The sequence below is a fragment of the Mycobacteriales bacterium genome (genome assembly GCA_035550055.1).
GTDB lineage: Bacteria > Actinomycetota > Actinomycetes > JAFAQI01 > JAFAQI01 > DASZTV01.
Window position 1 is genome coordinate 1 of the sequence record DASZRO010000020.1, and the last position, 25,406, is coordinate 25,406.

25 protein-coding genes are annotated in these 25,406 nt (G+C 69.9%); 14 read left to right on the forward strand and 11 right to left on the reverse strand.

All coding sequences use genetic code 11. From position 1 onward, the window contains the following. Both VG899_03200 and VG899_03205 read left to right on the forward strand, forming a co-directional pair. The coding region (locus VG899_03200) for a hypothetical protein (GenBank protein HWA65359.1) at positions 1-237 on the forward strand (237 nt) is incomplete at its 5' end. Then, positions 234-815 carry an AAA family ATPase gene (locus VG899_03205; GenBank protein HWA65360.1) on the forward strand — a complete coding sequence of 194 codons (582 nt, stop codon included), beginning with the start codon at positions 234-236 and terminating at the stop codon, positions 813-815. The genes VG899_03200 and VG899_03205, both read left to right, overlap by 4 nt. A gap of 14 nt (positions 816-829) precedes the next feature. On the opposite strand, the gene VG899_03210 is transcribed toward VG899_03205, so the two are convergent. The 7 genes from VG899_03210 to VG899_03240 are packed head-to-tail and all read right to left on the reverse strand — an operon-like array spanning position 830 to position 5,286. Beyond that, positions 830-2,584, reverse strand: a complete 1,755-nt coding sequence (locus tag VG899_03210) for a proton-conducting transporter membrane subunit (protein ID HWA65361.1) — start codon at positions 2,582-2,584, stop codon at positions 830-832. 5 nt (positions 2,585-2,589) lie between these two features. Continuing rightward, positions 2,590-2,955: a sodium:proton antiporter gene (locus tag VG899_03215; GenBank protein HWA65362.1), complete on the reverse strand. Its 366-nt coding sequence runs from the start codon at positions 2,953-2,955 to the stop codon at positions 2,590-2,592. Continuing rightward, positions 2,952-3,881, reverse strand: coding sequence for an MnhB domain-containing protein (locus tag VG899_03220; GenBank protein ID HWA65363.1), 930 nt, complete (start codon positions 3,879-3,881; stop codon positions 2,952-2,954). The genes VG899_03215 and VG899_03220 overlap by 4 nt, the downstream gene beginning before the upstream one ends. Beyond that, entirely contained in the window at positions 3,878-4,168 is a 291-nt protein-coding gene (locus tag VG899_03225) for a DUF4040 domain-containing protein (protein ID HWA65364.1), read from the reverse strand. The genes VG899_03220 and VG899_03225 overlap by 4 nt, the downstream gene beginning before the upstream one ends. After that, positions 4,165-4,503 carry a monovalent cation/H(+) antiporter subunit G gene (gene mnhG, locus VG899_03230; protein HWA65365.1) on the reverse strand — a complete coding sequence of 113 codons (339 nt, stop codon included), beginning with the start codon at positions 4,501-4,503 and terminating at the stop codon, positions 4,165-4,167. Before mnhG ends, VG899_03225 begins: the two co-directional genes overlap by 4 nt. Beyond that, positions 4,500-4,760, reverse strand: a complete 261-nt coding sequence (locus VG899_03235; protein ID HWA65366.1) for a monovalent cation/H+ antiporter complex subunit F — start codon at positions 4,758-4,760, stop codon at positions 4,500-4,502. Before VG899_03235 ends, mnhG begins: the two co-directional genes overlap by 4 nt. Next, positions 4,753-5,286 carry a Na+/H+ antiporter subunit E gene (locus VG899_03240; GenBank protein HWA65367.1) on the reverse strand — a complete coding sequence of 178 codons (534 nt, stop codon included), beginning with the start codon at positions 5,284-5,286 and terminating at the stop codon, positions 4,753-4,755. Before VG899_03240 ends, VG899_03235 begins: the two co-directional genes overlap by 8 nt. A 182-nt stretch (positions 5,287-5,468) precedes the next feature. Here VG899_03240 and VG899_03245 point away from each other — a divergent pair, with 182 nt between their 5' ends. Beyond that, the gene (locus VG899_03245; GenBank protein ID HWA65368.1) at positions 5,469-6,371 is read left to right on the forward strand and encodes an SDR family oxidoreductase; all 903 of its coding nucleotides are present in this window, start codon (positions 5,469-5,471) and stop codon (positions 6,369-6,371) included. Here the strand turns inward: VG899_03245 and VG899_03250 are convergent. Genes VG899_03250 through VG899_03260 form a run of 3 tightly spaced genes read right to left on the reverse strand, consistent with a single transcriptional unit; the run spans position 6,358 to position 10,288 of the window. Beyond that, the gene (locus VG899_03250) at positions 6,358-7,845 is read right to left on the reverse strand and encodes an MFS transporter (GenBank protein ID HWA65369.1); all 1,488 of its coding nucleotides are present in this window, start codon (positions 7,843-7,845) and stop codon (positions 6,358-6,360) included. The genes VG899_03245 and VG899_03250 overlap by 14 nt on opposite strands. Positions 7,846-7,873: 28 nt before the next feature. Further along, positions 7,874-9,067 (reverse strand): CoA transferase, encoded by a 1,194-nt coding sequence (locus tag VG899_03255; protein ID HWA65370.1) that lies wholly within the window; start codon positions 9,065-9,067, stop codon positions 7,874-7,876. 12 nt (positions 9,068-9,079) lie between these two features. Next, positions 9,080-10,288, reverse strand: coding sequence for an acetyl-CoA C-acetyltransferase (locus VG899_03260; protein HWA65371.1), 1,209 nt, complete (start codon positions 10,286-10,288; stop codon positions 9,080-9,082). A 44-nt stretch (positions 10,289-10,332) separates the two neighbouring features. Between VG899_03260 and VG899_03265 the strand changes: the two genes are divergently transcribed. Further along, on the forward strand, positions 10,333-11,235 hold the full coding sequence (locus VG899_03265) for an acyl-CoA thioesterase domain-containing protein (protein HWA65372.1): 903 nt from the start codon (positions 10,333-10,335) through the stop codon (positions 11,233-11,235). 38 nt (positions 11,236-11,273) lie between these two features. Continuing rightward, on the forward strand, positions 11,274-12,074 hold the full coding sequence (locus VG899_03270; GenBank protein ID HWA65373.1) for an alpha/beta hydrolase: 801 nt from the start codon (positions 11,274-11,276) through the stop codon (positions 12,072-12,074). A 65-nt stretch (positions 12,075-12,139) separates the two neighbouring features. Here VG899_03270 and VG899_03275 read toward each other — a convergent pair whose 3' ends face one another. Continuing rightward, complete coding sequence (locus VG899_03275; GenBank protein HWA65374.1) at positions 12,140-13,093, reverse strand: hypothetical protein; 954 nt, start codon at positions 13,091-13,093, stop codon at positions 12,140-12,142. Positions 13,094-13,121: 28 nt separating this feature from the next. Here VG899_03275 and VG899_03280 point away from each other — a divergent pair, with 28 nt between their 5' ends. Genes VG899_03280 through VG899_03320 form a run of 9 tightly spaced genes read left to right on the forward strand, consistent with a single transcriptional unit; the run spans position 13,122 to position 25,390 of the window. Then, positions 13,122-14,048 carry a hypothetical protein gene (locus tag VG899_03280; protein ID HWA65375.1) on the forward strand — a complete coding sequence of 309 codons (927 nt, stop codon included), beginning with the start codon at positions 13,122-13,124 and terminating at the stop codon, positions 14,046-14,048. Between the two features lie 10 nt (positions 14,049-14,058). After that, entirely contained in the window at positions 14,059-14,448 is a 390-nt protein-coding gene (locus tag VG899_03285; GenBank protein HWA65376.1) for a hypothetical protein, read from the forward strand. Positions 14,449-14,499: 51 nt separating this feature from the next. Further along, the gene (locus tag VG899_03290; protein ID HWA65377.1) at positions 14,500-16,077 is read left to right on the forward strand and encodes a long-chain-fatty-acid--CoA ligase; all 1,578 of its coding nucleotides are present in this window, start codon (positions 14,500-14,502) and stop codon (positions 16,075-16,077) included. Beyond that, complete coding sequence (locus VG899_03295) at positions 16,074-16,721, forward strand: helix-turn-helix domain-containing protein (protein ID HWA65378.1); 648 nt, start codon at positions 16,074-16,076, stop codon at positions 16,719-16,721. The genes VG899_03290 and VG899_03295 overlap by 4 nt, the downstream gene beginning before the upstream one ends. Further along, positions 16,718-18,127, forward strand: a complete 1,410-nt coding sequence (locus VG899_03300) for a hypothetical protein (GenBank protein ID HWA65379.1) — start codon at positions 16,718-16,720, stop codon at positions 18,125-18,127. The genes VG899_03295 and VG899_03300 overlap by 4 nt, the downstream gene beginning before the upstream one ends. Then, entirely contained in the window at positions 18,120-19,808 is a 1,689-nt protein-coding gene (locus VG899_03305; protein ID HWA65380.1) for a hypothetical protein, read from the forward strand. The genes VG899_03300 and VG899_03305 overlap by 8 nt, the downstream gene beginning before the upstream one ends. After that, complete coding sequence (locus VG899_03310) at positions 19,805-23,470, forward strand: ATP-binding cassette domain-containing protein (protein HWA65381.1); 3,666 nt, start codon at positions 19,805-19,807, stop codon at positions 23,468-23,470. The genes VG899_03305 and VG899_03310 overlap by 4 nt, the downstream gene beginning before the upstream one ends. After that, positions 23,467-24,312 carry an oxygenase MpaB family protein gene (locus VG899_03315; protein ID HWA65382.1) on the forward strand — a complete coding sequence of 282 codons (846 nt, stop codon included), beginning with the start codon at positions 23,467-23,469 and terminating at the stop codon, positions 24,310-24,312. Before VG899_03310 ends, VG899_03315 begins: the two co-directional genes overlap by 4 nt. A 13-nt stretch (positions 24,313-24,325) precedes the next feature. Next, entirely contained in the window at positions 24,326-25,390 is a 1,065-nt protein-coding gene (locus tag VG899_03320; protein ID HWA65383.1) for a PHB depolymerase family esterase, read from the forward strand. The last annotated feature ends 16 nt before the right edge of the window (positions 25,391-25,406 follow it).

Genomic DNA, 25,406 nt, shown 5'->3' on the forward strand with positions numbered 1-25,406 from the left:
CTGGGTCGCGAGCTCGAGGCGTCGGCCGATGTCTCGAGCGGCGCTATCGGCGAGGTGCTGCGGGGTGCGCGCAGCTACGACACGCTCGACCACCCGCAGGAGCAGGCGATCGTGCGGGCGACTTGGTTGGAGCGCATTGAACAGCTCCACCGTGACCTCGACATGCGCAAGGTGCTGGCGGGCCGTCCGTACGCCGAGCTCGACGAGTCGGGGAACGTGGTCATCCGGAACGGATGACCACCCCGGTTCTGCATCTGATCGCGGGGCCGAACGGGTCCGGGAAGTCCACCTTCTACGACCGTGTGATCGCCCCCGCCACGCACCTGCCCTTCGTCAACGCCGACGAGATCGCCAAGCTGCGCTGGCCGGGCGAGGAGCTTGCCCATGGCTACGAAGCGGCGGAGGTCGCCGCGAAGCTGCGCGAGCACTACTTGTCTGCGGGTACGTCGTTCGCGGCCGAGACGGTGTTCTCCCACCCCTCCAAGATCGATCTGTTGCGCGCCGCTTCCGAAGCGCACTACCAGGTGACGCTTCACGTGATGCTCATCCCGGTCGAGCTGGCGGTCGTCCGAGTGGCGCTCCGCGTCCAGGCGGGGGGACACGACGTTCCTGAACAGAAGATCCGTGCGCGCTACGACCGGCTGTGGCACCACATCGTCGAAGCAGTGGTGGGCGCCGACACCACGCGGTTCTACGACAACAGTGATGCCGAGCACCCCTACCGGATCGTCGCCCGCTATGACCATGGCCGGTCTGCCGGTCCCGCCGACTGGCCGACCTGGACACCGGAGGCCCTGCACTCGCTGCCGGGGTGAGGGTCGGCCCTGGCTCAGTGCCCGATCAGCAGTACGCCGATGACCACGGCGAACCCGGCGGCGGCGTACAGCGCGTAGTCGTTGACCGATCCGGTGTGCAGGTCCCGCAACCAGGTCACCGCCGTCGGTTCGCGGTCGCGGCGGACGTACCACCAGGCCAGCAACAGGCCGGCCGCGATGGTGCCGAAGGCGATGACCAGGTCGGTCGGATCGGCGTAGTCGAACGAAATGGCGGTCACCGGGAGGCTGACGTTCGGTGCGAGCGCGGCGTGCGCGTAGGTGGCGGGCTGGCGCAGGATCGCGGCGGCTGGGGCGACCACGTGATCCAGCACCAGCGTCGGCAACACCCCGAACGCGACGCAGCCGGCAGCCAGCCCGCCGAATGACGCCAGCATGCCTGGGCTCGATCGCTCCAGGCTGTCGTAGTCGTCGTCACGGCGACGGAAGAACGCGAGGTAGGTCGCCCGGCCGAGCGCGGCGACGGTGACCACCTGGGCGACGAGCATCGCGGCGAAAGCCGCCGGGTCGTTGTCTCGTAACGCGTCGTGGATCAGTCCCAGCGACACGTACCCGGCAAACGGTGGTACTCCGGCGATCGTTGCCGCCCCCACCACGAACGCGATCGTGGTGATCGGACGGTGCCGGGCGAGGCCGCCCATCTGGGAGATCTTCGTCATCCCCGTCGCATGCACGATTGCGCCGGCCGCGAGGAAGAGCAGCGACTTGAACAGCGCGTGCGCCAGCAGGTGGTAGACCATCCCGGCCAGCCCGCTGCTCGTCGCGGTGCCGGCACCGACGAGCAGCACCCCCATCTGCGACACGGTGTCGTAGGCCAGCAGCCGTTTCAGGTCCTCTTGGGCCAGCGCCATGACCGCGCCGGCGATGGCGGTGATCGCGCCGAGCACGGTGAGCAGGCCGAGAACCGGCCTGCCTTCGGCGGCGTACACATCCAGGGAGAGCCGGGCGATCGCGAACACGCCGAGATTGACCATCAGGCCGGAGAACAGCGCGGACACCGGACCCGGCGCAGCGGTGTGCGCGTCGGCGAGCCAGCCGTGGAACGGCATGATGCCCGCCTTGGTCGCGAACCCGCCCACCAGCAGCCCCATCGCGACGAGGTCCACCGGATGGCTGCCGCCGGCGAGGGCGTTGTGGAGCTGGCCGAAGTTGAGCGCCCCGGTCGCCGAGTAGAGCGCTGCAGCGGCGACGAACACCGCGAACGACGCGACGTTGGTCAGCACCATGATCTTGAAGGCGGCCTCGAGGGCGAGCGGTCGCTCCAGGAAGAACCCGGTCAGGCCGTACGACGCGAGCGCAGCGACCTCGAACCACACGAACAGGTCGATCGAGTCGGCCGTCAAAGACGCCCCGATCAGGGCGGCGAGCAGCAGCTGGAACAGGCAGGCGTAGCCGCCGAGCTCACGGTGCCCGAGCCCGCCGAGTTCGGAGAGGGTGTGCACCAGCAGCAGTACGCCGACCGCGGCGGTGACCAGCGCGTACGTCAGGCCGAACGGGTCGGCGACGAAGGCGACCCCGAGCTCGTGCCCGTCGACCGGCCCGACGTGCCCGAGGAAGTGGGTGAGCAGGCGACCGTGGTAGACGTCGGGCGCGACCAGCAGCAGGACGACGAGGCTGCCGCACAGCGACAGCACGGACAGCACGAGCGGCCCGCGCCGGCTCACCCGCCCGACCAGCGGGGAGAGTACGGCGCCCACGATCGGCGCTACCACCGGCAACGGCAGCAGTGCCGCACGCCCCGCTTCGGTCATCGCAATCAGCCGCGCATGCCCCGGATGTGGTCGGAGTCGACGCTTCGGTAGTGCTGCGCGATCCGCACCGCCGCCGACAAAAAGACCGCGGTCACCGCGACCCCGATCACGATTGCGGTGAGGCAGAAGTTCTGCAGCACCGGGTCGGCGACGTTGCCGTGCGCCAGCGATGACGAGCTGCCGTGGGGCGGTTCGTAGAGGATCGGTGCCACCGAGCCGCGCCGATAGGCCAGCGAGATGAGCAGCAGATAGGTGGCGGACTCCATGAGCGAGAGCCCCATCACGATCTTGATGAGGTTGCGCCGGCTGACGACCACGTAGAGACCGATGCAGAACACTGCGCCGGCCGCCAGATAGTTGGCGAGGATCATGTTCGGTCGCCGTCCGGCGCCCAGTCGTGCCGCATCGTCATGACGGCGAAGATCGCGATCGCCAGCCCCGTCCCGACCTCGAAGAACTCCGACACCGAGAAGGCCTGCATCACCCCGCCGCTGGCCAGCGTTTCGCGGGGCGCGAGTGGCAGCCAGTTGCCGGAGAACGACCCGACCAGCACCAGACCGAGGGTCTCGATGGCGATCAGCGCCAACGCACCGACGAGCTCGATGACCTCCATGAGACCACCGCCGACCACGGGCGCGATGCGGCGGTAGCCGAGCCCCGCGTAGACGAACAGCAGTACGCCGACGACCACCACACCAGCCGGGAAGCCACCGCCCGGTGAGTAGCCCTCGGCGAACAGGTAGACGCCGGCGGTCGCCAACGCCGGCGCGAGTGCACGAACCGCCATCCTGACGACGACGGTCATCGTCTCCGCCGTCTCCGGCGCCGCCTCGCCCAGCCGCTCCCTGTCGGGCGTAGGGCGTCGCCGGCTGCGCTCGCTGTCCCACTCCGCGGCCTCGGCTTCGCGGGCCAGCCGCTCGGCATGGTCGGGCCGTTCGGCAGGATCCTCCGCGACCTGTTCCTCGACGGCCGCCGCGGCCTCGCCGACGAAGCCGCGCCTGCCTTCCCGGTCGCGGCAGAACAGCACCACGCTGACGACCGCGGCCAGCAACAGGAACGTCTCTCCGAACGTGTCGGTGCCGCGAGTGCCGTAGACGACCTCACTGACCGGCTCGGTTGTGTGCCACTGCGGCAGCGCGACACGCATCGCCTCCCGAGCGATCGCCGGAAGGGCTGCGCTCTCCCGCGGCAGCCCGAGCAGCCCGACCGCGAGACCGGCCGCAACGAGCACCACGACCGCCAGCCCGATGCGGGGACGGCGCAATGGTTCGCCGGCAGACGTCGCCGTCCGGCTCATCGGTCCGACTTCCCGTTCTCACCACCGAGCTGCCCGCGGTCACGTACGGCGGTGCGCACCTTGCCGATCGCCACGAAGTACAGCGCCGGCAACGCAATCGTGCCGACGACCACCTCTGAGTGGGCGTCGTCTGGTGCGCCCAGGACGATGAACAGCAGTGCGAGGAAGCAGGTCAGGCCGGACAGCGCGATCACGGCGCCGGTCAGATTCGGCAGCCGCAGCACCAGCAGCGCAGCGCCGAGGATCGCGGCGAGGCACAGGTAGTCGAGGATCCAGAAGCCGGTCACCGCTCGGCCTCGTCGACCGCCGGGTTGACTCTCGGTCCGACGGCACCGCGCCACTGCGGCACCCCGATCTTCCACGCCGCGCGGATCAGCGCATGCGACGCGGCGGGGCTCGCGACCAGCATCAAGCCCGCGACGATCAGCACCCGCGGGCTGTACGGAGTGTCCCAACCGCGAGCCAGCACGACGGCGATGAGCACCGGAAGCGCGCCGAGGGTGACGTTCTTGGTCGAGGCCTGCACCCGGCAGTAGACGTCAGGCAGGCGCAGGATGCCGATCGCGCCGGACAACGAGGAGAAGGCACCGATGGCGACGAGGACGGCGACCGCGACGATCACAGCAGCTCCCGTTCGATCAGCCGCGACCAGACGAACGTGGCGAGGTAGCTGAACGCGGCCATCCACAAGGTCACGTCGAGATAGATCGACTCGTTCTCGTACGCCGCGAAGCAGAGCATGCTCAAGGTGACCTGGGTCGACGTCGCGTTGACGGCCACCAGCCGGTCAGCCACCGTCGGACCGCGCGCGACTCGTCCCATCAGCAGGACGGCCACGAAGGCCTCGACGATCGCGGCGAACAGGAGGACATCACCCATCGACCGTCGCCTCCAATGCGGCGACCCGGCGGTCCACCGGGCCGTTGATCTCGTCGTACGCCGAACCGCCCGTGGGCACGTGGACGGCGTGGTAGAGCAGCCGGTTCCGAGGGCGGGAGATGTCGACGATCTGGTTGTCGACGATCAGCGAGGTGACCAGGCCAACCGCCGCCAGCCCGGCGTCACTGCGCGCCTTCGTCGCCACCTCCACCATGCCGCTGCGCAGCGGCATGCTCGGTGACCAGATTCGGCGCGCCAGCTTCACGTTGGCTGTCACCACGCCGACCAGCGACCGCGCCGCCAGTGAACCGGCGGCGACGAGCCGAGCCGGGGTGAGCCGGATCGTGGCGGTGTCGCGGAAGATCGGCAACAAGGCAGCGGTGACCGCGACGCTGACGCACCCGCCGGTGACGTCGGACTCGACGTTGGTCGTCCAGGTGAGCAGCGTCCAGACGGCCTCGCAGAAGCAGAAGAGCCAGAGCGAGTGGCTGAGCGCCGCCGCCCGGCGGCGGCGAGGAGAGGTCACGCCCGACCACTGCCCAGTCGTAGCCGCCGTAATGATCGGCGTCGGACCGGATCCGCTTCGTGGTCTGACAGGCGCTTCGTTCGCTGGGAAGCGGCCCACCGAGCACTGCGGCGGGGCACCGTCGTCTGAGAGGTTGCAAGAATCAACCCACTACGGCGAGTCGACGGAAGGTTGTTCACCTGATGGGGATCTGCGACGGACGGATTGTGGCGGTCACCGGCGCCGGCAACGGCATCGGCCGAGAGCACGCCCTGTTGTTCGGGCGTGAAGGCGCCAGGGTCGTCGTCAACGACGTCGGCGGCGCGCGTGACGGCACGGGTAGCGACGCCGGCGCGGCGCAGTCCGTCGTCGACGAGATCGTCGCGGCGGGAGGGTCGGCGGTCGCCAACACCAGCAACATCGCGACTCACGCCGGCGCGAAGGAGCTCGTCGACCAGGCGATCGACGAGTTCGGCGACATCCACGCCGTCGTCAACAACGCCGGCATCCTGCGTGACCGGATGCTCGTCAACATGACCGAGGACGAGTGGGACGCGGTCATCGCCGTACACCTCAAGGGCACCTACGGCGTGATGCATCACGCCGCGGCCTACTGGCGCGACCAGTCGAAGGCCGGCAAGGAAGTCGATGCCCGCATCATCAACACCTCCTCCGCCTCCGGCGTGTTCGGCAACATCGGCCAGTCCAACTACGGCGCCGCGAAGGCGGGGATCGCCGCGATGACGATCATCACGGCCGGCGAGCTCGCCCGCTACGGCGTCACGGTCAACGCGATCTCGCCCACCGCGTTGACCCGCATGACGGAGGACCTCGAGCGGTTCAAGCGTGACGAAGCGGCGCAGGAGCTACCGGCGGCGGCGGTCTCCCCGCTGGTCGTCTGGCTCGCGAGCTCGGCCTCCGCCGGCGTCACCGGCCGCGTGTTCGGCGTCCGTGGAGGGCGGATCACGGTGTTCGAAGGCTGGGTGAACGGACCGTACGCCGAGACTGACGGGATCTGGGACCCGGCCGCGCTCTCCGAGGTGGTTCCCGACCTGGTCGCCAAAGCCGCGCCGAACGCCGGCATGGACGGCGTCAGGCGGTCTTGACCGCCGGCCCGGCAAGCGTTGGTTGGGCCTTCGGCGTACGACTGACCAGCGACAACGGGTTCGCGACGTCTTCCAGTGCGGTGCGCTCGGCCTTGATGCCGAAGATCGCTGCGACGATGCCGCCGACCGCCATCACCCCTGCGCCGAGCAGGTAGCCCAGCATCAGTTCGTGCGGCTTCTTGGAAGCGACGAACCCGCCGTACACCGCCGGGCCGAGCGCGCCGACGCCTTGCGCGATCGAGAAGAACACGGCGATCGCCTGCGCCCGCAGCTCGATCGGGAAGATCTCGCTGACCGTCAGGTACGCCGACGACGCGCCGGCCGAGGCGAAGAAGAACACCGCCGTCCACATCACCGTCTGCGTTCCGGCGCTGAGCACGCCGTGGTCGAACAGCACCGCGGAGACGACGAGGAGGACGGCCGCCGTCAGATAGGTGCCGGCGATCATCACGCGACGGCCGAGGACGTCGAAGAGCGGGCCGAGCAGCAGCGCTCCCGCGAGGTTCCCGCCCGCGAACGCCAGGTAGTAGTAGGCGGTGTGTCCGTTCGGGACGTGGAAGAACGTCGTGAGGACCTGGGCGTAGGTGAAGAAGATCGCGTTGTAGAGGAACGACTGCGTGATCATCAGCGTGGCGCCGAGCAGCGAGCGCCGCGGATACTCAGCGATCAGCACCCGCGTCACGCCCCACAACGACGGGCGCGCTTTCGACGGGTCGATCTCGACTGCCTTGTCCTCGTCGACGTCGGGGAGGTCGTGTCCGTTCGAGCGGACCCACTCCTCGATCTCCTTGACGTTGCGTTCGGCTTCCTCGCCCCGACCGTGGGTGATCAGCCAGCGTGGACTTTCAGGCAGTGTGCGGCGTACGAACCACACCACGGCACCGAGGGCGGGGCCGATCAGCAGCGTGATGCGCCAGCCGAGGTTGTCGCTGACGTGCGACGGGTTGAGCAGGTAGACACCCGCCAGTGACGCGATCGCCGCGCCGCTCCAGTACGTGCCGTTCACCGCGATGTCCACCCGGCCGCGATGCTTCGACGGGATCAGCTCGTCGATCGCGGAGTTGATCGCGGCGTACTCGCCGCCGATCCCCATCCCGGCCACCACTCGGCAGGCGTCCAGCCAGTAGATGTCCGGGGAGAAGGCGGCCAGCCCGTTCGCCAGCAGATACAGACCGAGCGTGTAGACGAACAGGTTCTTGCGGCCGAGCCGGTCGGAAAGGCGGCCGAACAGCAGCGCGCCGATCACCTCCCCGCCGAGATACCAGCTCGCGACGTCGGAGGCGGCGCGCGAGGACAGGTGCAGCGACGCCTTGCTCTGCAGGTTGGTCGTGAAGTTGCTCGCGAACGTGATCTCGAGACCGTCGAGGATCCACGCGACGCCGAGGGCGCTCACCAACCGGGTGTGGAACCGCGACCACGGCAAGCGGTCCAGCCGTGCCGGGATGAGCGTCGTGACCGTTTCGCCGTCTGCCACGAACCGCTGGTACCCACTTCCGGCGTGTCTAGGCCCGCACGACCCCATCGCGGATCAGCTCGTCGTAGGCGGCGTCGCCGACGCCGGCGAGCGCCTGCAGAACGGCGCGCGTGTCGTCGCCGCGTCCCACGGCCGGCTCGTTGCGGAGCGGTAGCTCGTGCCAGCGCATCGGCGACTCGGCGCTGATGACCTCGCCGATCCCGGGTTGGTCGAGCGCCACGAGCGGTCCCCCGCCGCGCGCGGCGGCTTCCCGCAAGTCACGGTACGGCGCGGACAGCACGCGGTTCGCGGCCAGCTCGGCTTCGACGCTGCTCCGGTCTCGCGCCGCGAACCACGGCGCAAAGATCCCGGCAAGCGCCTCGCGATGCACGTAACGCGCGGCTTCGTCGTGCTCGAAGTCGGCTGCTGTCTTCGCGGCGAGCGCGGCGATCGCGTCGGTGGTGTCGGTCATGGCCACCAGCGAGCGCCACTGCGCGGGAGTGAGCGCAACGACCATCACGTGACCTCCGTCCGAGGTCTTGAAGCTGTCGCCGTAGCTGCCGTAGATCGAGTTGTCATTGCGGGGCCGCTCCACGCCTGCGGCGGCTTCGGTGAACCAGCCGAGGTTGGCGACTCCGGCGAGCGCGACGTCGCCGAGTGCGACGTCGATGCGCGATCCTTCGCCCGTGCGGTCGCGCCGGACCAGCGCGGCGAGGACCGCCGAGACCACGGTCATGCCACAGAGCAGGTCCCACGCCGGCAGCACGTGGTTCACCGGATCGGTCAACCCACTGGGGCCGGTCACGAACGGGATCCCCGCCTCGGCGTTCACGGTGTAGTCCACGGCCGGCCGGCCGCCGCGGTGGCCCTCGATGTGCGCGTGGACGAGGTCGGGTCGTACGGCGCTGAGCGACTCCTGGCGCAGCCAGTCCTGACCGGGCTGGTTGTCGATGAGGATCCCGTGACCCGGACCCGGGGTGCGAAGCATCCGGCGTACCAGGTCGCGGCCGGTCTCCGAGCGCAGGTCCAGCTCGACGGACCGCTTGCCGCGGTTGAGGGAGGCCCAGTAGACGCTCGCGCCGTTCTCGGCGATCGGCCAGCGGTTGACGTCGGCCGCGCCGCCGATCGGGTCGATCCGGATCACTTCGGCGCCGAGCTGAGCCAGCGTCATGCCGGCCGAGGGACCGGCCACGAACGACGCGATCTCGATGACCGTGCGTCCGGCGAGAGGCAGCTCGCTCATGTCGGCTCGGGCTCAGACGCTTTCCAGTACGGCGGTGATGCCCTGCCCGCCGCCGATGCACATGGTCTCCAGCCCGTATCGGGCGCCGCGCCGCCGCATCTCGTGCAGCAGCGTCGCGAGGATCCGCCCGCCGGTTGCGCCGACGGGATGGCCGAGGGAGATCCCGGAGCCGTTGACGTTGAGCCGCTCGTCGACGTCGCCCGCCTTCAGCCCCCACTCGCGCAGGCAGGCAAGCACTTGCGAGGCGAACGCCTCGTTGAGCTCGATCAGGTCCATCTGGTCGAGGGTGAGGCCGGCGCGGCCGAGGGCTTTCGCGGTGCTGGGCACCGGCCCGATGCCCATCCGGGCCGGTTCGACGCCGGCGGTCGCCCACGACACGATCCGCGCCATGGGCGTCAGCCCGAGCTCCGCGGCGAGCTCCGGCGTCGTGACGATGCAGGCGGCCGCGCCGTCGTTCTGGCCGCTCGCGTTGCCCGCGGTGACGGTCGCTTCCGGATCCGCCTTGACCCGCAGCGGCGTGAGTGAGCCGAGCGCCTCGACGGTGGTGTCGCGGCGCGGGTGCTCGTCCTGCTCGACGGTGGTGGTCCCCTTGCGGCCGGGTACGACGACGGGCACCAGCTCGTCGGCGAATGCCCCCGAGTCCTGCGCGGCGACCGCGCGCGCGTGCGACCTCGCCGCGAACTCGTCCTGCTCGGCGCGGCCGATCGAGTACTCGCGGCGCAGATTCTCGGCCGTCTCGATCATCCCCCCGGGCACCGGGAAGTTCTTGCCGCCTGCGGTGACCCGGCCGCGAGACAACGCGTCGTGCAGGACGATCCCGTCTCCGCTCACTCCCCACCGGTCGTGGGTGAACAAATGCGCGTTGCTCATCGACTCACACCCGCCCGCGATCACCAGATCGGCGGCCCCGGTCTGCACCTGCATCGCGGCGAGGATCACGGCCTGCAACCCGCTCCCGCAGCGACGGTCGAGCTGCATCCCGCCGACACTGATCGGCAGACCCGCGTCCAAGGCGGCGACCCGGCCGACGGCCGGCGCCTCCATCGACGGGTAGCACTGCGCGAACACCACGTCGTCGACCCGGTCGGCGGGCAGCTGCGTCCGGTCGAGCAGCGCGCGCAACAGCTGTGCGGCGAGCTCGTGTGCGGCGAGCGGCTTGAGGCTGCCGGCGAACCGGCCGACCGGAGTGCGAAGCGGCGAGCAGATGACGTGTTCGGGCATGTCTGTATTCGAGCAGACGGCGCCCGAGGTGGTAGACGAAGGACATGGATTCAACGACGCAGGCCGCCACGGACGAGCTGCCGCAGCCGTGGGGGGACGCCGACCTGATGCTCGACGTCATGTCGGTCCGCCGAGTCGGCGAGCGCCAGTTCGTCGGACGCGACGTGCCCGACGAGCGTCGGCCGGTCGTCGAAGGCAGTCAGATGCTCGGCCAGGCGATCGTCGCCGCAGGCGAGCTCGCGCCGGGTCGCCGCGTGGTCTCGGCGTACCTGAACTTCATGCGCGTGGCCGACTCACGGCTGCCCATGACCTTCGACCTGGAAGAGGCGTTCAGCGGCCGCAGCTTCTCCTCACTCGGAGTGCGGGTGAGCCAGGGGGAACGGCTGTGTGCGTTGGGCGTGCTGCTGCTCGACGTCACCGCGCCGGACCTGATCCGCCACAGCGTGGCCGCTGCGCCGTGCGCCCGGCCGCAAGATTGCGAACCGGTCGACATGGGGGTGGTCGGTCGGGAGATCCGGGTGGCCGACGGGGCGTACACCGACGATCCGGACGCCCCCGTCGGCGACCCGGTGATCGACGCGTGGGTCCGTTACCGGGACTTGCCCTCAGCAGGCCCGGCCATGCACGCCGGGCTGCTCGCGCAGTTCACCGGCCACATGCCGATTGCCGCTGCGCTGCGGCCGCACGGTGGGATCGGGCAGTCCGCGGCGCATCACACGATCTCGACGGCGATCAACGCCATCTCGCTGTCGATCCATGCCGACGTCCGAGTCGACCAGTGGCTGCGCTACCACCACGAGTCGACGTTCGCCGGCGACGGGATGACCCACGCTGAATGCCGGGTGTACGACGAGGACGACCGGCTGGTCGCGTCGTTCACCGTCGACGGGATGGTGCGAGGGTTCTCGTCCCCGACTGCGGCCGCCGACCCGCAGACCGCGCTTTAGCCGCCCGCCCATGATGAAGGCTGTGCTGGGATGCCGGCATGCCTGACATAGCTGGCGCCGGCGTCCGGCTCTACGCCGAGCGAGCGGGCGACGGGCCACCGTTGCTGTTCATCAGCGGTACCGGCGCGACCCTCGACGCCCGGCCTCGCGGCTTCGACCTGCCGTTCGCCGCCAGCCACGACGTGGTCTGCTACGACCAGCGCGGTCTGGGACGCAGCGACCGCCCGGCGCCTGGCGCGGCCTGGTCGATGGCCGACTACGCGGACGACGCCGCCCGGATCCTGGACTGGGCGGGGTGGGACGACGCAGCGGTCGTCGGGGTCTCCTTCGGCGGGATGGTGGCGCAGGAGCTGCTGGTCCGTCATCCGTCGCGGGTCAGCCGTGCGGCACTCGTCTGCACCTCGAGCGGGGGAAGCGGTGGTGCGTCGTACCCGCTGCACGAGCTCGTCGGTCTGGACGCGGCGGACTACCTTGCGGCGTTCCTGCCGATCATGGACACCCGCTGGGCCGATCCGGCGTACGACGACCCGCTTCGGGAGCTGCTCGCGACGATGCTGGCCTCGCGACCGCAGCCGGACGCGGGCAACCTGGCGCAGCTGGAGGCCCGCCGTCGTCATGACACCTTCGACCGGCTGGCCACGATCGCCGTACCGGTGCTGGTGAGCGCCGGCCGGTACGACGGGATCGCGCCGCTCGCCAACAGCGAGGCGATCGCGGCCCAGATTCCCGGCTCGACGCTGAAGGTGTACGACGGCGGCCACGGCTTCCTCTACCAGGTTCCGCAGTCCGTCAAGGACGTCGCGGACTTCCTCGAAGGCGTGGTACACACCGGAGCGTGACCGCGCCCGTGCTCGACTCCCCGTCAGATCTCACGAACGAGTGGCTGACGGCGGCGCTCCCACTGTCAGCCGGAGCGCGGGTCAGCGGCTTCACGGCCACCCCCGTCGGCACCGGCCAGATGGCCGACACGGTCCGGATCGCGCTGACGTATGAGCCCGCCGGCGCCGGGCCGTCGAGTGTGGTCGCGAAGTTCGCGTCGTCGGACCCGAACAGTCGGGCCGCGGGTCAGGTCGCGCGCTGCTATGAGATCGAGGTCGCCATCTACTCCGAGCTCGCGCCGTTGCCCGGCGTGCCGGATCACTATTTCGCGGGGCGGGTGCCCGAGACCGACGCCTACACCGTGGTGCTCGCCGACCTCGCGCCGTGCCGCCAGGGTGACGACATCGCCGGGTGCACACCGGAGATTGCCGCCGAGGCGCTGCAACGCCTGGCAAAGCTGCATGCATTCGCCTGGGAGAACCCGGCGCATGCGGCGCGGCCGTGGCTGAACCGGTCGTCGCCGGAGAACACCGCGATGATGACCGCGGTCGTCACGATGCTCGCACCGTCGTTCATCGAGCGCTTCGACGCCCACCTGACCCCTGAGTACCGCGGACTCATCGAGCGCCTGGTTCCCCAGATCGCGAACATCTTCGACCTGTACGACGGGCCGAAGACGCTGGTGCACGGCGACTACCGGCTGGACAACATGCTGTTCCCCGAAGGGTCGACGGTACCGATGATCGTCGACTGGCAGACCGCCTCCTGGGGGCCGCCGGCGATGGACGTCGCGTACTTCATCGGTGGCAGCCTCACCACAGCCGACCGTCGCGCCCACTCCGCCGAGCTGCTCGACGTCTACCACCGGGCGCTGGTGGCGGAGGGGGTCGCGTCGTACTCGCGCGAGCAGCTCGACCACGACGTCCGGCTGACGTCGTTCGGCGGCGTCGTGATGGCGTTTGCGTCCGCCATCCTGGTCGTCCAGACCGAACGCGGTGACGCGATGTTCGCCGAGATGTTCCGCCGGCACGCCCAGCACGTGACCTGGACGCGGAGGTGTTGCTGCCGTGACCTCCGATCCGCCCGGCTACGCGGTTGCTCCGGAGGACGAGGACCGCCACGACTGCGACGACGAGCAGCTGTGGAACGAGTCCTGGTACGCCGACTTCGTCCGCTCCGACGGCACCCTCGCCGGCTACGTCCGGCTCGGCTACTACCCGAACCTCGGGACGACCTGGTGGCACGTCGCGGTCGTCGGGCCAGACCGGCGGCCGGTCGTGTGCCAGCGAACCGACCTGCCGGTACCGGCGCACGGGACCGGCGTCTGCGGACCCGGCGTCGACGGCACGCTCACGACCGACGAAGCGCTCCGTTCCTTCTCGGTGCGCGCCGCGATGACGGGCGAGCAACTGCACAGCGCCACCGACGTGTACGACGGCACGCCCGGCTCTGCCGTCGACGTCGGGCTCGACCTGACGTGGACGACGGACGGTGTCCCGTTCCACTACGCGGTGACGCCGCGCTACGAGATCCCGTGCACGGTGACCGGGTCGGTGACCGTCGACGGCGAGGTCTGCCACGTCGACGCGCCAGGTCAGCGTGACCACTCGTGGGGGGTGCGCGACTGGTGGAGCTTCGGCTGGTGCTGGTCGTCGGGGCACCTCGCCGACGGCACGCACACTCACCTCACGGATGTGCGCATCCCCGGCATGGAGCTGGCCCCCGGTTACGTGCAGCGCGGCAACGACCTCCGACCGGTGGTTCGCGGCTGGGCGTCGGAAGACCTCGGCAGCCGCGGCCTGCCGACGGCCGCGACGGTGCATCACGACGACCTGGCGGTCACGTTCGAGCCGATCGCGTTCGGTCCGATCCTGCTGACCGCGCCGGACGGCAGGGTCGGCTACTTCCCGCGGGCCGCCGCGCGGCTACAGACAGCGGACGGGCGAGCAGGTGTCGGCTGGATTGAGTGGAACCAACCGCCAGTAGCCAGCTGAGGAGCAGCCGATGACCGAATCACAGACCCTGACGACGTTGCCGTACGTGCCGGCGGAGGCGCGCGAGTTCCTCGACTACATGCAGGGCGCGATTCCGCAGATTTCGAAGCTCCAGAGCGACGGCCGGGTGCCGGACGACGAGGGAGTGGAGTCGTTGCTCACCTTCTGGCGGCGCATCATCGCCCAGGTCCGCACCGACGTGAACAAGGCCGGCAGCAACGCATCACCCATCACCTCGTCGCTGCCGATGACCCGCAACGACTACCAGCGCACGTGGGCGATGTTCGACACCTTCTACCCGCTGCTCGAGATCCTCGAGCTGCGCGGCGTGATCGACATGCGGCGAAGCGATGCGGTCAACCGCGTCATCGACGCGCTGTACGGCGCCACCCTGGAGTAGCGCTCGGAACCACTATTGGCAGTTTGCCAGTAAGAGTCGTAGGGTGCCGCCATGGACGCTCTACGGCTGCCACTGGACGGCGCGCACTGGGTTGACCACATCGGTCGGCACGCGTTCGCGATCCCCGACGAGGTCGCGATCAAGTTCAACGGCGCGGCCATCACCTGGGCGCAGCTCGACGACCGCATCCGCCGGGTCGCCGCGGGCCTGGCCGCTCGAGGAGTCAGCAAGGGCGATCGCGTCGCGATCCTCATGACGAACCGGCCGGAGTTCGTCGAGACCGCCATCGCGGCGACGGCAATCGGCGCAATCGCGGTGCCGGTGAACTTCCGGCTGGCGCCCGGCGAGGTCGCCTACATCCTCGGTCACAGCGGAGCCGGCGTGCTGGTGACCGACGCCCTGCTCCAGCCGCTCGCAGCCGCCGCGACAGCGGCGACCGAGAACCCTCCGCTGCTGGTGGTGACGGGCCTCGACGACGCCGCCCCAGCAGGGGTGGTCGCCTACGAGGATCTCGCCGACACCGACGGACAGCTGCCCGACGTGGTCATCGACGAGCGTGATGTCGCGCTGATCATGTACACCTCCGGCACGACCGGCCGGCCCAAGGGCGCGATGCTCACCCACCTCAACCTGTTGATGCAGGCGATCACCTCGATCCGCACGTCACGGATCCAAGGCGACGACGTCGTCACGTTGTGCAACGTTCCGTTGTTCCACATCGCCGGCATCGGCGGCATGCCGGTGTCGCTGATGGTCGGGGCGAAGACCGTGATCATGCCGACCGGCCTGTTCGACGCCGAGTCGACGCTGCGCATCGTCGAGTCGGAGAAGGTCACCTCGCTGTTCCTGGTTCCCGCGCAGTGGCAGGTGCTCTGTGCGGCACCTGACGCGACCCAGCGCTGCGCCTCGCTGCGGACGATCGCCTGGGGAGCCGCCCCCGCATCAGTGAGCCTGCTCGAGGAGATGGCGCGGGTCTTCCCGCACACCGAGATCATCTCCGTGTTCGGGCAGACCGAGATGTCCCCGGTCACGACGTCGCTGCCCGGCGCCGACGCGGTGCGCAAGATCGGTTCGGTCGGCAAGGTCATCCCGACGATCGTCGCGCGGGTCGTCGACGACGAGATGAACGACGTCAAACCGGGTGAGGTCGGCGAGATCGTCTACCGCGGTCCGACCCTGATGGCCGGCTACTGGAACGACCCCGAAGCGACCGCCGAGGCCTACGCCGGTGGCTGGTTCCACTCCGGCGACCTGGTCCGCGCCGACGAGGAGGGATTCCTCTACGTCGTGGATCGCAAGAAGGACATGATCATCTCGGGCGGGGAGAACATCTACTGCGCCGAGGTCGAGAACGTCCTCGCGGCACACCCGGGGATTGCCGACGTGGCCGTCATCGGCGTACCCCACGAGCGATGGGGCGAGACTCCGGTCGCGGTCGTCGTCCCTGCCGATCCGGTCGCCCCGCCGACCCTCGACGACCTGACGGAGTGGACGCGGGACAAGCTCGCGTCCTACAAGAAGCCCACCCTGCTGGCCCTGCTTCCCGAGTTGCCGAGGAACGCGTCCGGCAAGGTGCTCAAGCACGAGCTTCGCGCGAGCCATGCAAGAGGCGAGCTGGCCGTCCAGTGACCACCACGAAGGCCGGCCCGCGTTGGAGCCGGCTCGAGCACGACGCCCGGCGGGAGCAGATCCTCTCGACTGCACGGGCGCTGTTCACGCAGCGCCCTTACGGCGCGGTCTCCACCATCGAGATCGCTGAGGCGGCTGGCGTCACGCGCGGCCTGCTGCATCACTACTTCGGCAACAAGCGCGCCCTTTATCTGGAAGTGGTGAAGGAGCTCGTCGACTCACCCGTGATCGGTGTGCTCGATGCCCTCACCGCGACCCCGGCAGCGGGCGCGGCGACGCCGAGCTGGGAAGACAGCGTCGCGCTCTGGATGGACGTCGTGGAGGCCAACCAGGAGGCGTGGCTGGTGGCCATCAGCGCCGGCGAGACCGGCAGCGACCGGGCGATGCACGACATCCTCGACGAGTCCCGGGAGCGCACCGCGGACCAGGTCATCCGGGTGCTCGGCCTCGACGAGAAACGGATGCCGGAGGCACGCGCACTGGTTCGCGGATTCGGCGGATTCGCCGAGGAGATCACCCGCGAGTGGCTACAGCGCCGGCGGCTGTCGAAGGAACAGGCGCGAGTGCTGCTCGTCGGAGCGTTGCCCGGCATGGTCGCCGAGCTCCTGCCTGGCGTCATCGAGAAGCGCGGAGCCGCGAAGTGATCGGCCTGCGCCGACTCGCCGGCTACGTGTTGATCCCGGTCGGCGCGCTCGTCCTGACGGTCGTCGAGCCGGCGGGGCAGGCCAGTGCCGCTCACCACAGCCACCCGATTCCACCCGGTACGGCGGCGGCCACCGCCGACGTTCTCGGCGTCACTCCGGGTGTCGCCGGTCTGACGTTGACCACGACCGTCGGCGAGTCGAGCGCGGCGTTCCAGCATTCGGAGACGCAGGCGAAGTCCGCCACTGTCGACCTCGGCTCGCTCGGTTTGGTGCTCGCGACCAGCCAGCTCTGCGGTCACCCCGACCTGCCGATGAGCGCACAGCCGCAGCCGCTCGCCGCGGACTCCGAGGACGGCGCGAAGCAGCTCACCCGGGGTGGTGGTGGCGTCGGTACCGAGCAGGTCGCGGTCGCGCCCCAGCCCGAGTCGGCGAGCGCGACCACCACCACGATCAACGAGAGCATTCCGGGCGTCGTGTCGGTGCGAGGCCGCTCCCGCGCCGGCGTGCACTACGTCCCGGGAGTCGAGCAAGCCGCGTCGAGCAGCGTGACCGAGACCGTCACCCTGCTCGGCGGGCTGGTGCGACTTGACGGCATGCGCTGGTCGGCGTCCCGGAGCAGCGGCGTCACAACGAAGCGCGCGACGCGGTTCTCCTTCGGCGACGTCACCATCGCCGGCAGACACCTCGCGGCGCCGGACGCTGCGCAGGGGTCCACGATCGCGGCGATCAACAAGGTGCTCGCACCGTTGGGGCTCAGTCTGCTGAGACCGGCGTTGTCGACCAACGACCACACCGGTTCGGTGGCGATCGGGCCGCTCATCGTGCGGTTCAGCGGTTCCGCGCCCGAACGCAAGGTGTTCGGCCCCGGGGTCGGATCGGTCATCGCGCTGGAAAGCCTGCTCCGCAAGATCGGCAGCGAAGGCACCAACTGCGCCAACCTGCGGGAGCTCATCGACAACATCGGGGACAACGTCGACACCCTCGTCAACGTCGGGCTGGAGATCTCCGAAGGCGCCGGCGTGCTCGACGTGCAGCTCGGCGGGGTGGCTGCGGCGGCACAGGACCAGGCGAGCTTCCGCAACCCCTTCGCGGGCGCCGCGCCGGCCGCGCCGAACCCCGCAGCGACCGCCGCAGTCGCGGCCCGGAGACCGCCGACGACACGGTCGACTGCGGCCGAGAGCCGGGACGGCAGCGCACCGACCGACGTGGCGCCCGTGCTCGCTTCCGGGACTGTCCGCTGTGTGAGCGAGAGCCAGTCGCGCTCACACGGCTGCTGGCGCGGCATCGCGACCATCGCGTCGGGCGGCGCGCTCGCCCTCGGTGTCGTCCTGTTGGTCACCGACGCGTTCGTCACCCGCCGTCGCCGCGGCCACCCCGAACTGAGGAGCGCTGAAGCCAGTGAGTGACGGCTCGCGGTTCAAGCTGCCGGTGGCCGACCGCCATCTGCTCGCCGGCTACGGGCCGGGGATCTTCCTGGTCGCGGCCTTCCTGCTGATGTCGGTCCTGGTCCCCACCATCGCACCCGACCAGAACGTGTCTGCCACGTCCGCGGCGGACTCAGGCGTCGTCGCCGTCACGGGTCAGCCCGCCACGGCCACTGGCCCCGGCTCGGGAAAGCCGGGGCACCCGCTTGCCTCGACCGCTACGGCGCCGGCGGCTCGGGGCGGTGTCGCATCGGCGGTCACCGGCGGCACCACGACGAACTGTTCTGGCCCACAGGTGAGGGGAGACGGCTATTCGCCGCCGTGCGTGAGCTTCCACGGGTCCAACGGCGGGGCGACGAGCCGAGGGGTGACCGGCAACCAGATCACCGTCAGCTTCCGGATCCCGGCCGATGACCTGACGAGCATCGACGCCGCGGTCCAACAGCTCGCCGGCAAGTACAACACCGCGGCGTTCAACGACACCGAGGCCGACGTGAAGCGCACGATCGCCGACCTCGTCACCTACTTCAACCGCAACTTCCAGTTCTACGGCCGCAAGCTCGTGCTGCGCTACTTCAGCGGTCACGGGACGCTGACCAACGAGATCACCGGCGGCGGTCAGACCCAGGCCAACGCCGATGCGCTCACCGACGCCGACTCGATCAAGGCGTTCGCCGACGTGTCGGCGTTCTCGCAGCCGTTCGCGCAGGCGCTGTCCGAGCAGCACGTCGTCAACATCGGCTCGCCGTACATGTCGCTGGGCTGGTACCAGCAGTACTCGCCGTACGCGTGGAGCTTCTTCCCGAACTGCACCACGGCGACCCAGGGCGGGGCGGCCAACGTCACCCGCCAGCTGCTGCACCAGAAGGTCACCTGGGCCGGCCAGGGGGTCACGGACGGGCAGACGCGCCGCGTCGCCCTGATCGCTCCGGACAACCCGGTCTACCAGTCGTGCATGAACATCGTGAAGGACGCGATGTCGGCGGCTGGGCACCGGCCGGCGGACGACCTCACCTACACCGCCAACCTCTCCGAGCTCTCCCAGGAAGCGGCGAGCATGGAACAGCGGATGGTCAACGACAAGATCACGACCGTCATCTGCGCCTGCGATCCGATCACGTTGATCTACCTCACCGGCGATCTGGACAACGCGAACTTCGAGCCCGAGATTCTCAACAGCGGTGGCGCGTTCACGGACGAGGATGTGGTCGCGCAACTGTTCGACCAGGACGTCTGGGCGCACGCCGCCGGCGAGACCTTCGACGGGACGACGCCGCCGTTCGGCTCGTCCCTCGGCTACTTCGCCGCCAAGTCGGTCGATCCGACCCACATCCCGGCGCACGAGGTCGACATCTTCTACGAAGACCTCTACATCCTCGCGTTGGGCATCGATCTGGCCGGGCCGGACCTGACACCGGCTACGTTCCAGCGCGGTCTGTTCAGCTATCAAGGCGGCAACGGTGAGTACGGGCCGTGGTCGTTCCACCCGAACGGGCAGGACACCTGGACCCCGCAGTACGAGTACCGCGACGAGTGGTGGGACCCGAAGCTGCCCTCGCCGTTCAACGGTCAGCCGGGTCGGTGGGTCGTCGGCAAGAACTGGTACGGGCTCGATCAGTCCTCCGGCGCGGTCATGCCGGTCTTCCCCAACGGCCCGCAATGACCGCGGTCGCGTCACTGTCCAGGTCCGCCCGTCGCGGCGGACTCCCCGCCGCCGCCGCGGCGGCGGGCGCGGTCGCCGTACTGCTGCTCACGCAGCTCGACTCCCACGACGTCCCGATGGGGACAGTGCTGTACGGCGTGCTGTACGGCAGCCTCAACGGGCTGCTCGCCGTCGGGCTCGTGTTGCTCTACCGCGTGACGCGTGCGCTGAACTTCGCCTACGGCGCCATGGGCGGGTTGCCGGCCGGGATCGCGGCCTCGCTGTATCTCTCGCACGGGGTGCCGTGGGGAGCCTGCATCGCGCTGAGCATCGGCCTCGGGCTGGTGGTCGGTCTCGCGACGGGCGCCCTGGTCAACTGGCGGTTCTCCCGCTCGCCGCGGCTCGTGCTCACCGTCGCGACGATCGGCCTCGCGCAGTTGCTCGGCGGCATCGCGGTCTACGTTCCCCGCTGGTTTCACGGGCCGGCGCTGATCCCGAGCTTCGCGACGCGGCTGACCGGCTGGCACACCGAGATCAACCCGGTGCTGTTCAACGGCAACGATCTCGTCGTCCTCGTGGTGGTCCCGTTGGTGGTCCTCGCCGTCGCATGGTTCCTGCTGCGAACCGACGCCGGCCGTGCGGTACGTGCGATCGCCGACAACCCCGAACGCGCCCGGCTCGCCGGCGTCCCGGCGCGCCGCCTGATGCTGCTGGTCTGGGCGATCGCCGGCGGTGTGGCCGCGCTCGCCGTCACGTTGCAGGCGCCGTCGGCCGGCGTCCCGTTGGATGTCGCTGCCGGCCCGGCGATCCTGCTCGCACCGCTGGCCGCCGCGATCGTCGCCGGGATGCGGTCGCTGCCGGGAGCGTTCTTCGCCGGCATCGGTCTCGGCGTCATCGAGGCGGTCGTCCGCCTCGATGTGTCGAAGCAGTCGGTGGAGGAGCCGATCTTCCTCGCGGTGATCTTGCTGGCTCTCCTGGCCCAGCACCGGGGACAGAGCCGGGCGGACGCGGCCGACGACCAGGCGTGGACCGCCATCGGCGCGACCCAGCCGCTACCGGCCGCGTTGCGCCGGCTCCCGGCGGTGCGCGTCGCACGGGCAGGTGGGCTCCTAGGGATCGCCGCGCTCGCGGTGGCCCTGCCGGGCATGCTGTCCGACGCCCGGCTGTCGCAGGTCACGGTCGCGCTGGTGTTCGGCATCGCCGCGTTGTCACTCGTCGTGCTCACCGGTTGGTCGGGCACCGTCAGCCTCGGCCAGATGGGCCTCGTCGGGGTGGGCGCGATCGTCGCCGGAGACCTGGTTGCCCACCTGGACCTGGACCTGTTCCAGGCGATGCTCGCCGCCGGTGTCGCGGGCGGGATCGTCTCGGTGCTGCTCGGGCTGCCGGCGCTGCGGGTGCGCGGGCTCTACCTCGCGGTCACCACGATGGCGTTCGCGGTAGCCGCCAACGACTTCTTCTTCAACCCCTCGAACTTCGCCGGCCAGATCCCGGCGACCGTGGTGCGGCCGGTGCTCTGGAAGCGCTTCCCGCTCGCCGGGCAAGGCGACATCTACCTGCTCTGTCTCGGCGTGCTCGCGACGTGGATCGTCCTGCTGACCGGGCTGCGGAGGGGTCGGCCCGGCCGCGCGATCATCGCGGTACGGGACAACCGGATCGGCGCAGAGGCATCAGCGGTCGCCAGCGTCCGGACCCGGCTGATGGCGTTCACCGTTTCCGGGATGATCGCCGGGACCGCAGGCGCCCTCTACGTCGTCGCCCTCGGTGGCGTCGGCTACCAGACCTTCCCCGCAACCGACAGCGTCGCTGTGCTGTCGATGGTGGTGATCGGCGGCACGGCCTCTGTCGGCGGATCGCTTGCCGGCGTCGCACTGATCCAGTGGGTCGCGATCGAGTTCCCGAAGTCGCAGCTCCTGTTGACCGGCGTGGGACTGCTGGTGGTGTTGCTGGTCGTGCCGTCGGGTCTGGCCGGTGTCGCCGAGCGGATCCGGGACCGCCTGCTCGTCGGCCTCGCCCGCCGGCGTGGCTGGGACACCAGCGTGTGGGCGGACTCGTCCCCGACGGCCGTCGAACCCGTGAAACCCGTCGCGGTCCCGCCGCCGGCGCCCGGCCGGACGCCGTTGCTGGAGTGCGCTGGGGTCAGCGCGTCGTACGGATCGATGCAGGTGCTGTTCGGCGTCGACCTGACGGTGTACGAGGGTGAGATCGTCGCGCTGCTCGGCACCAACGGCGCCGGCAAGTCGAGTCTGCTCCGCTCCATCACCGGGCTGCTGCCGGCGCACGCCGGCCGGGTTCGCTTCGCCGGTCGTGACATCACCAGTGACGCGACCGAGGCGATCGCGACCTCGGGGTTGACGATGATGCCCGGCGGGCGAGGCATCTTCCCGACGCTGACCGTCGCCGAGAACCTGCGGATCGCCGGCTGGGTCCACCGCAAAAACGCCGCCGCGTTCGGCGAAGCGATCGCGGAAGTCGAGGACCTGTTCCCGGTCCTCGCCGACCGGCGTGACGCTGTCGCCGGTGATCTCTCCGGCGGTCAGCAGCAGATGCTCTCGCTGGCGATGGCGTTTCTCATCAGGCCGAAGCTGCTGTGCATCGACGAGCTCAGCCTTGGCCTCGCTCCGGCCGTGGTGACGCGACTGCTCGATGCGGTCCGGCGGATCCACGCTTCCGGCGTCACCGTTGTCCTGGTCGAGCAGTCGGTGGACGTCGCGGTGCAGATCGCGCAGAGTGCGGCGTTTCTCGAGAAGGGCCAGCTCCGCTTCGCCGGACCGGCTGCGGAGCTGCTCCGCCACGACGAGCTGCTGCGCGCGGTGTTCATCGGCCAAGCCGCGAAGCCCGCGAAGAAGCCGTCGAGGCGCAGCGCACGATCCGTTGCCTCGGCGAGCGGCGCCCGGCCGGCACTTCGCGTCGAGGGCCTGCGCAAGTCGTTCGGGGGCGTCGTCGCCGTCGACGGGGTCGGCTTGTCGGTCGCCGCCGGCGAGATCGTGGGGCTGATCGGCCACAACGGCGCCGGCAAGACCACGATCTTCGACCTGATCTGTGGGTTCACCGCGGCGGACGGCGGTCAGGTGTTCCTCGGCGAGGACGACGTCACGTCGTACCCGGCTTGGGGTCGCGCGGCGGTCGGCCTCGGCCGGTCGTTCCAGGACGCCCGGCTGTTCGGCAGCCTCACCGTCGCCGAGACGCTGTCGGTCGCCTATGAGCGTCACCTCGAGAGCCGGGACCCGGTCGCCGCGGCGCTGCGGATGCCGGCCGCGACCGCCAGCGAGTCGGCGCTCGCGGCAGGCGTGGACCGGCTGATCGAGGAGTTCGGGCTCGGGGCGTACCGGCACCGGCCGACCGGAAGCTTGTCGACCGGCACCCGCCGGATCGTCGAGCTCGCCTGCGTCATGGCGCACGCGCCGAGCGTGATGCTGCTCGACGAGCCGTCAGGCGGCGTCGCGCAGCGCGAGACCGAGGCGCTCGCGCCGCTGCTGCTGAAGATCCGCGACGAGACCGGCTGCGCGATGCTGGTCGTCGAGCACGACATGGCGCTGATCAGCAGCATCTGCGATCGCCTGGTCGCCCTCGAGCTCGGCGCGGTCATCGCGCAAGGCCAGCCCGCAGACGTGCTTGCGCATCCCGCCGTCATCGCCAGCTATCTCGGCACCGAGACGCCTACCCTGAGTAGAGGAGTGTCATGACCGCCACGACCGAGTCGACGACGTCGCTCGAAGGCTTCGACATCCGGCGCTATCTCGTGGGGATCGGCGGCGACCTCCCCGGGCCGGCGAACGTGATCATGCAGCTGAGCTGGCCGGAGATCGGCTACGGCGTGATGGAGAGCCGCGTCGAGTCGGGAAGCGCCATGAAGCATCCGTACAAGCGGGCACGTACGACGTTCACGTACCTGTCCGTCGCGATGCTCGGCAACGACGACGACCGGCGCAACTTCGCCAAGGCCGTCAACGGGCAGCACGCGCAGGTGCGATCGACCGAGGAGAGCCCGGTGAGCTACAACGCGCTCAATCCGGAGCTTCAGCTCTGGGTCGCCGCCTGCCTCTACTACGGCACCCTCGACCTGTACGAGCGGATGCACGGTCCGATCAACGACGAGGCTGAGTCCGACCGGTTCTACGCGTACTGCGCCCGGTTCGGCACGACGCTTCAGGTGCGCGAGAGCATGTGGCCGAAGGACCGGGCCGCCTTCGCCGAGTATTGGGAGGCGGGGGTCAAGCGAGCGAACATCGACGACGCGATGCGCCGCTACCTCCACTCGCTCACCCTGATGGAGAACCTGCCGAAGGCGGTCCAGCGGCTCGGCGCCGAGCGGTCGTTGTTCTACACGAAGGGCTTCCTGCCGCCACTGTTCCGCGAGCAGATGGGCTACGCGTGGTCCGACGACGACGAGGATCTGTTCACCAAGAAGCTGCAGCGGCTCGGGCGGATGGACCGTCGCCTGCCGACGAGTGTGAAGGTCTTCCCGTTCAGCGCGTTGTTGTGGGACATGCGTCGACGCCAGCGCAAGGGAAGTCCGCTCGTCTGACGAACCCTTCGGGATGCGTGGACTCGCCAGGTGGGGTGTGGTCACCCTCGTGCTCGCCCTGATGCCCTGCGTCGCCGGACGGGCCGCCGGTGGGACCGGCCCGGCGACGTCCATCGCCAAGGGCACCACGACGCTCGGCGTCACCAACTTCAAGGGCGACCGCTACCCCTACCGGCTCTACACGCCGTCGTCGTACCGCCCGGGCGAGCCGCTCGTCGTCGTCGCGCACGGCTGTCAGACGACGGCAGCGCAGGAGGAGCAGATCACCGGGTTCGACGAGCTGGCGGACCGCAACGGCTTCGTCGTGCTCTACCCGGAGGACGACGCGCTGAGCCAGCATCTGCCCGGGCCGATCAAGCAGTGCTTCAAGTTCTTCTACCCGCCGGTCTACTTCCGCGGGTTCGCGGACACCGCCGCGATCGCGCAGATGACGCGCAGCGTCATCCGCGAGCGGCGCATCGACGCGCAGCGGGTCTATCTCGTCGGCGTCTCCGGCGGCGGTCTGATCACCTCTGCCTCCGCCGGCGCCTATCCCGACCTGTACGCCGCAGTCGGGATCGTGGAGTCGGCCGGTGACGTCGACGGGTTCTGTCTCGGGACCGGTACCGGCATCCCGGTGCAGCTCAGCGCCGAGCTGGCCAGGATCGCGATGGGGCCGCGCGCCCGCGTCGTACCGCTGTTCGTCATGGGATCGACCGGCGACCTGGCCTTCCCGGCGGCGTGCGAGGAGAAGGCGCTCCAGCAGGGTTTGCGTACCGACAACCTGGTGATCAGCGGAAGCCAGACGGCACCGATCTCGTTGCAGCCCGCGGCGGTTCGCAGCGGCAAGGTGCCGAACGGCAGGTCCTACACGGTGAGCACGTTCCGCGACCCGAGCGGCTGCCTGATCGGCCAGCAGACGATCATCGACGGCATGCCGCATGCGTGGCCGGGCGGCAGCGCGGCACCGCAGTGGAAGGGCTACAGCGATCCGACCGCGCCCAGCGGTGCGAAGACCGCGTGGAACTTCTTCAAGCACTTCACGTTGCGCGGCTCTGCGATGCCGTGCGCGACCGCGGGCGGGCCGGCACTGCGCTGAGGCTGCGACCGGCACA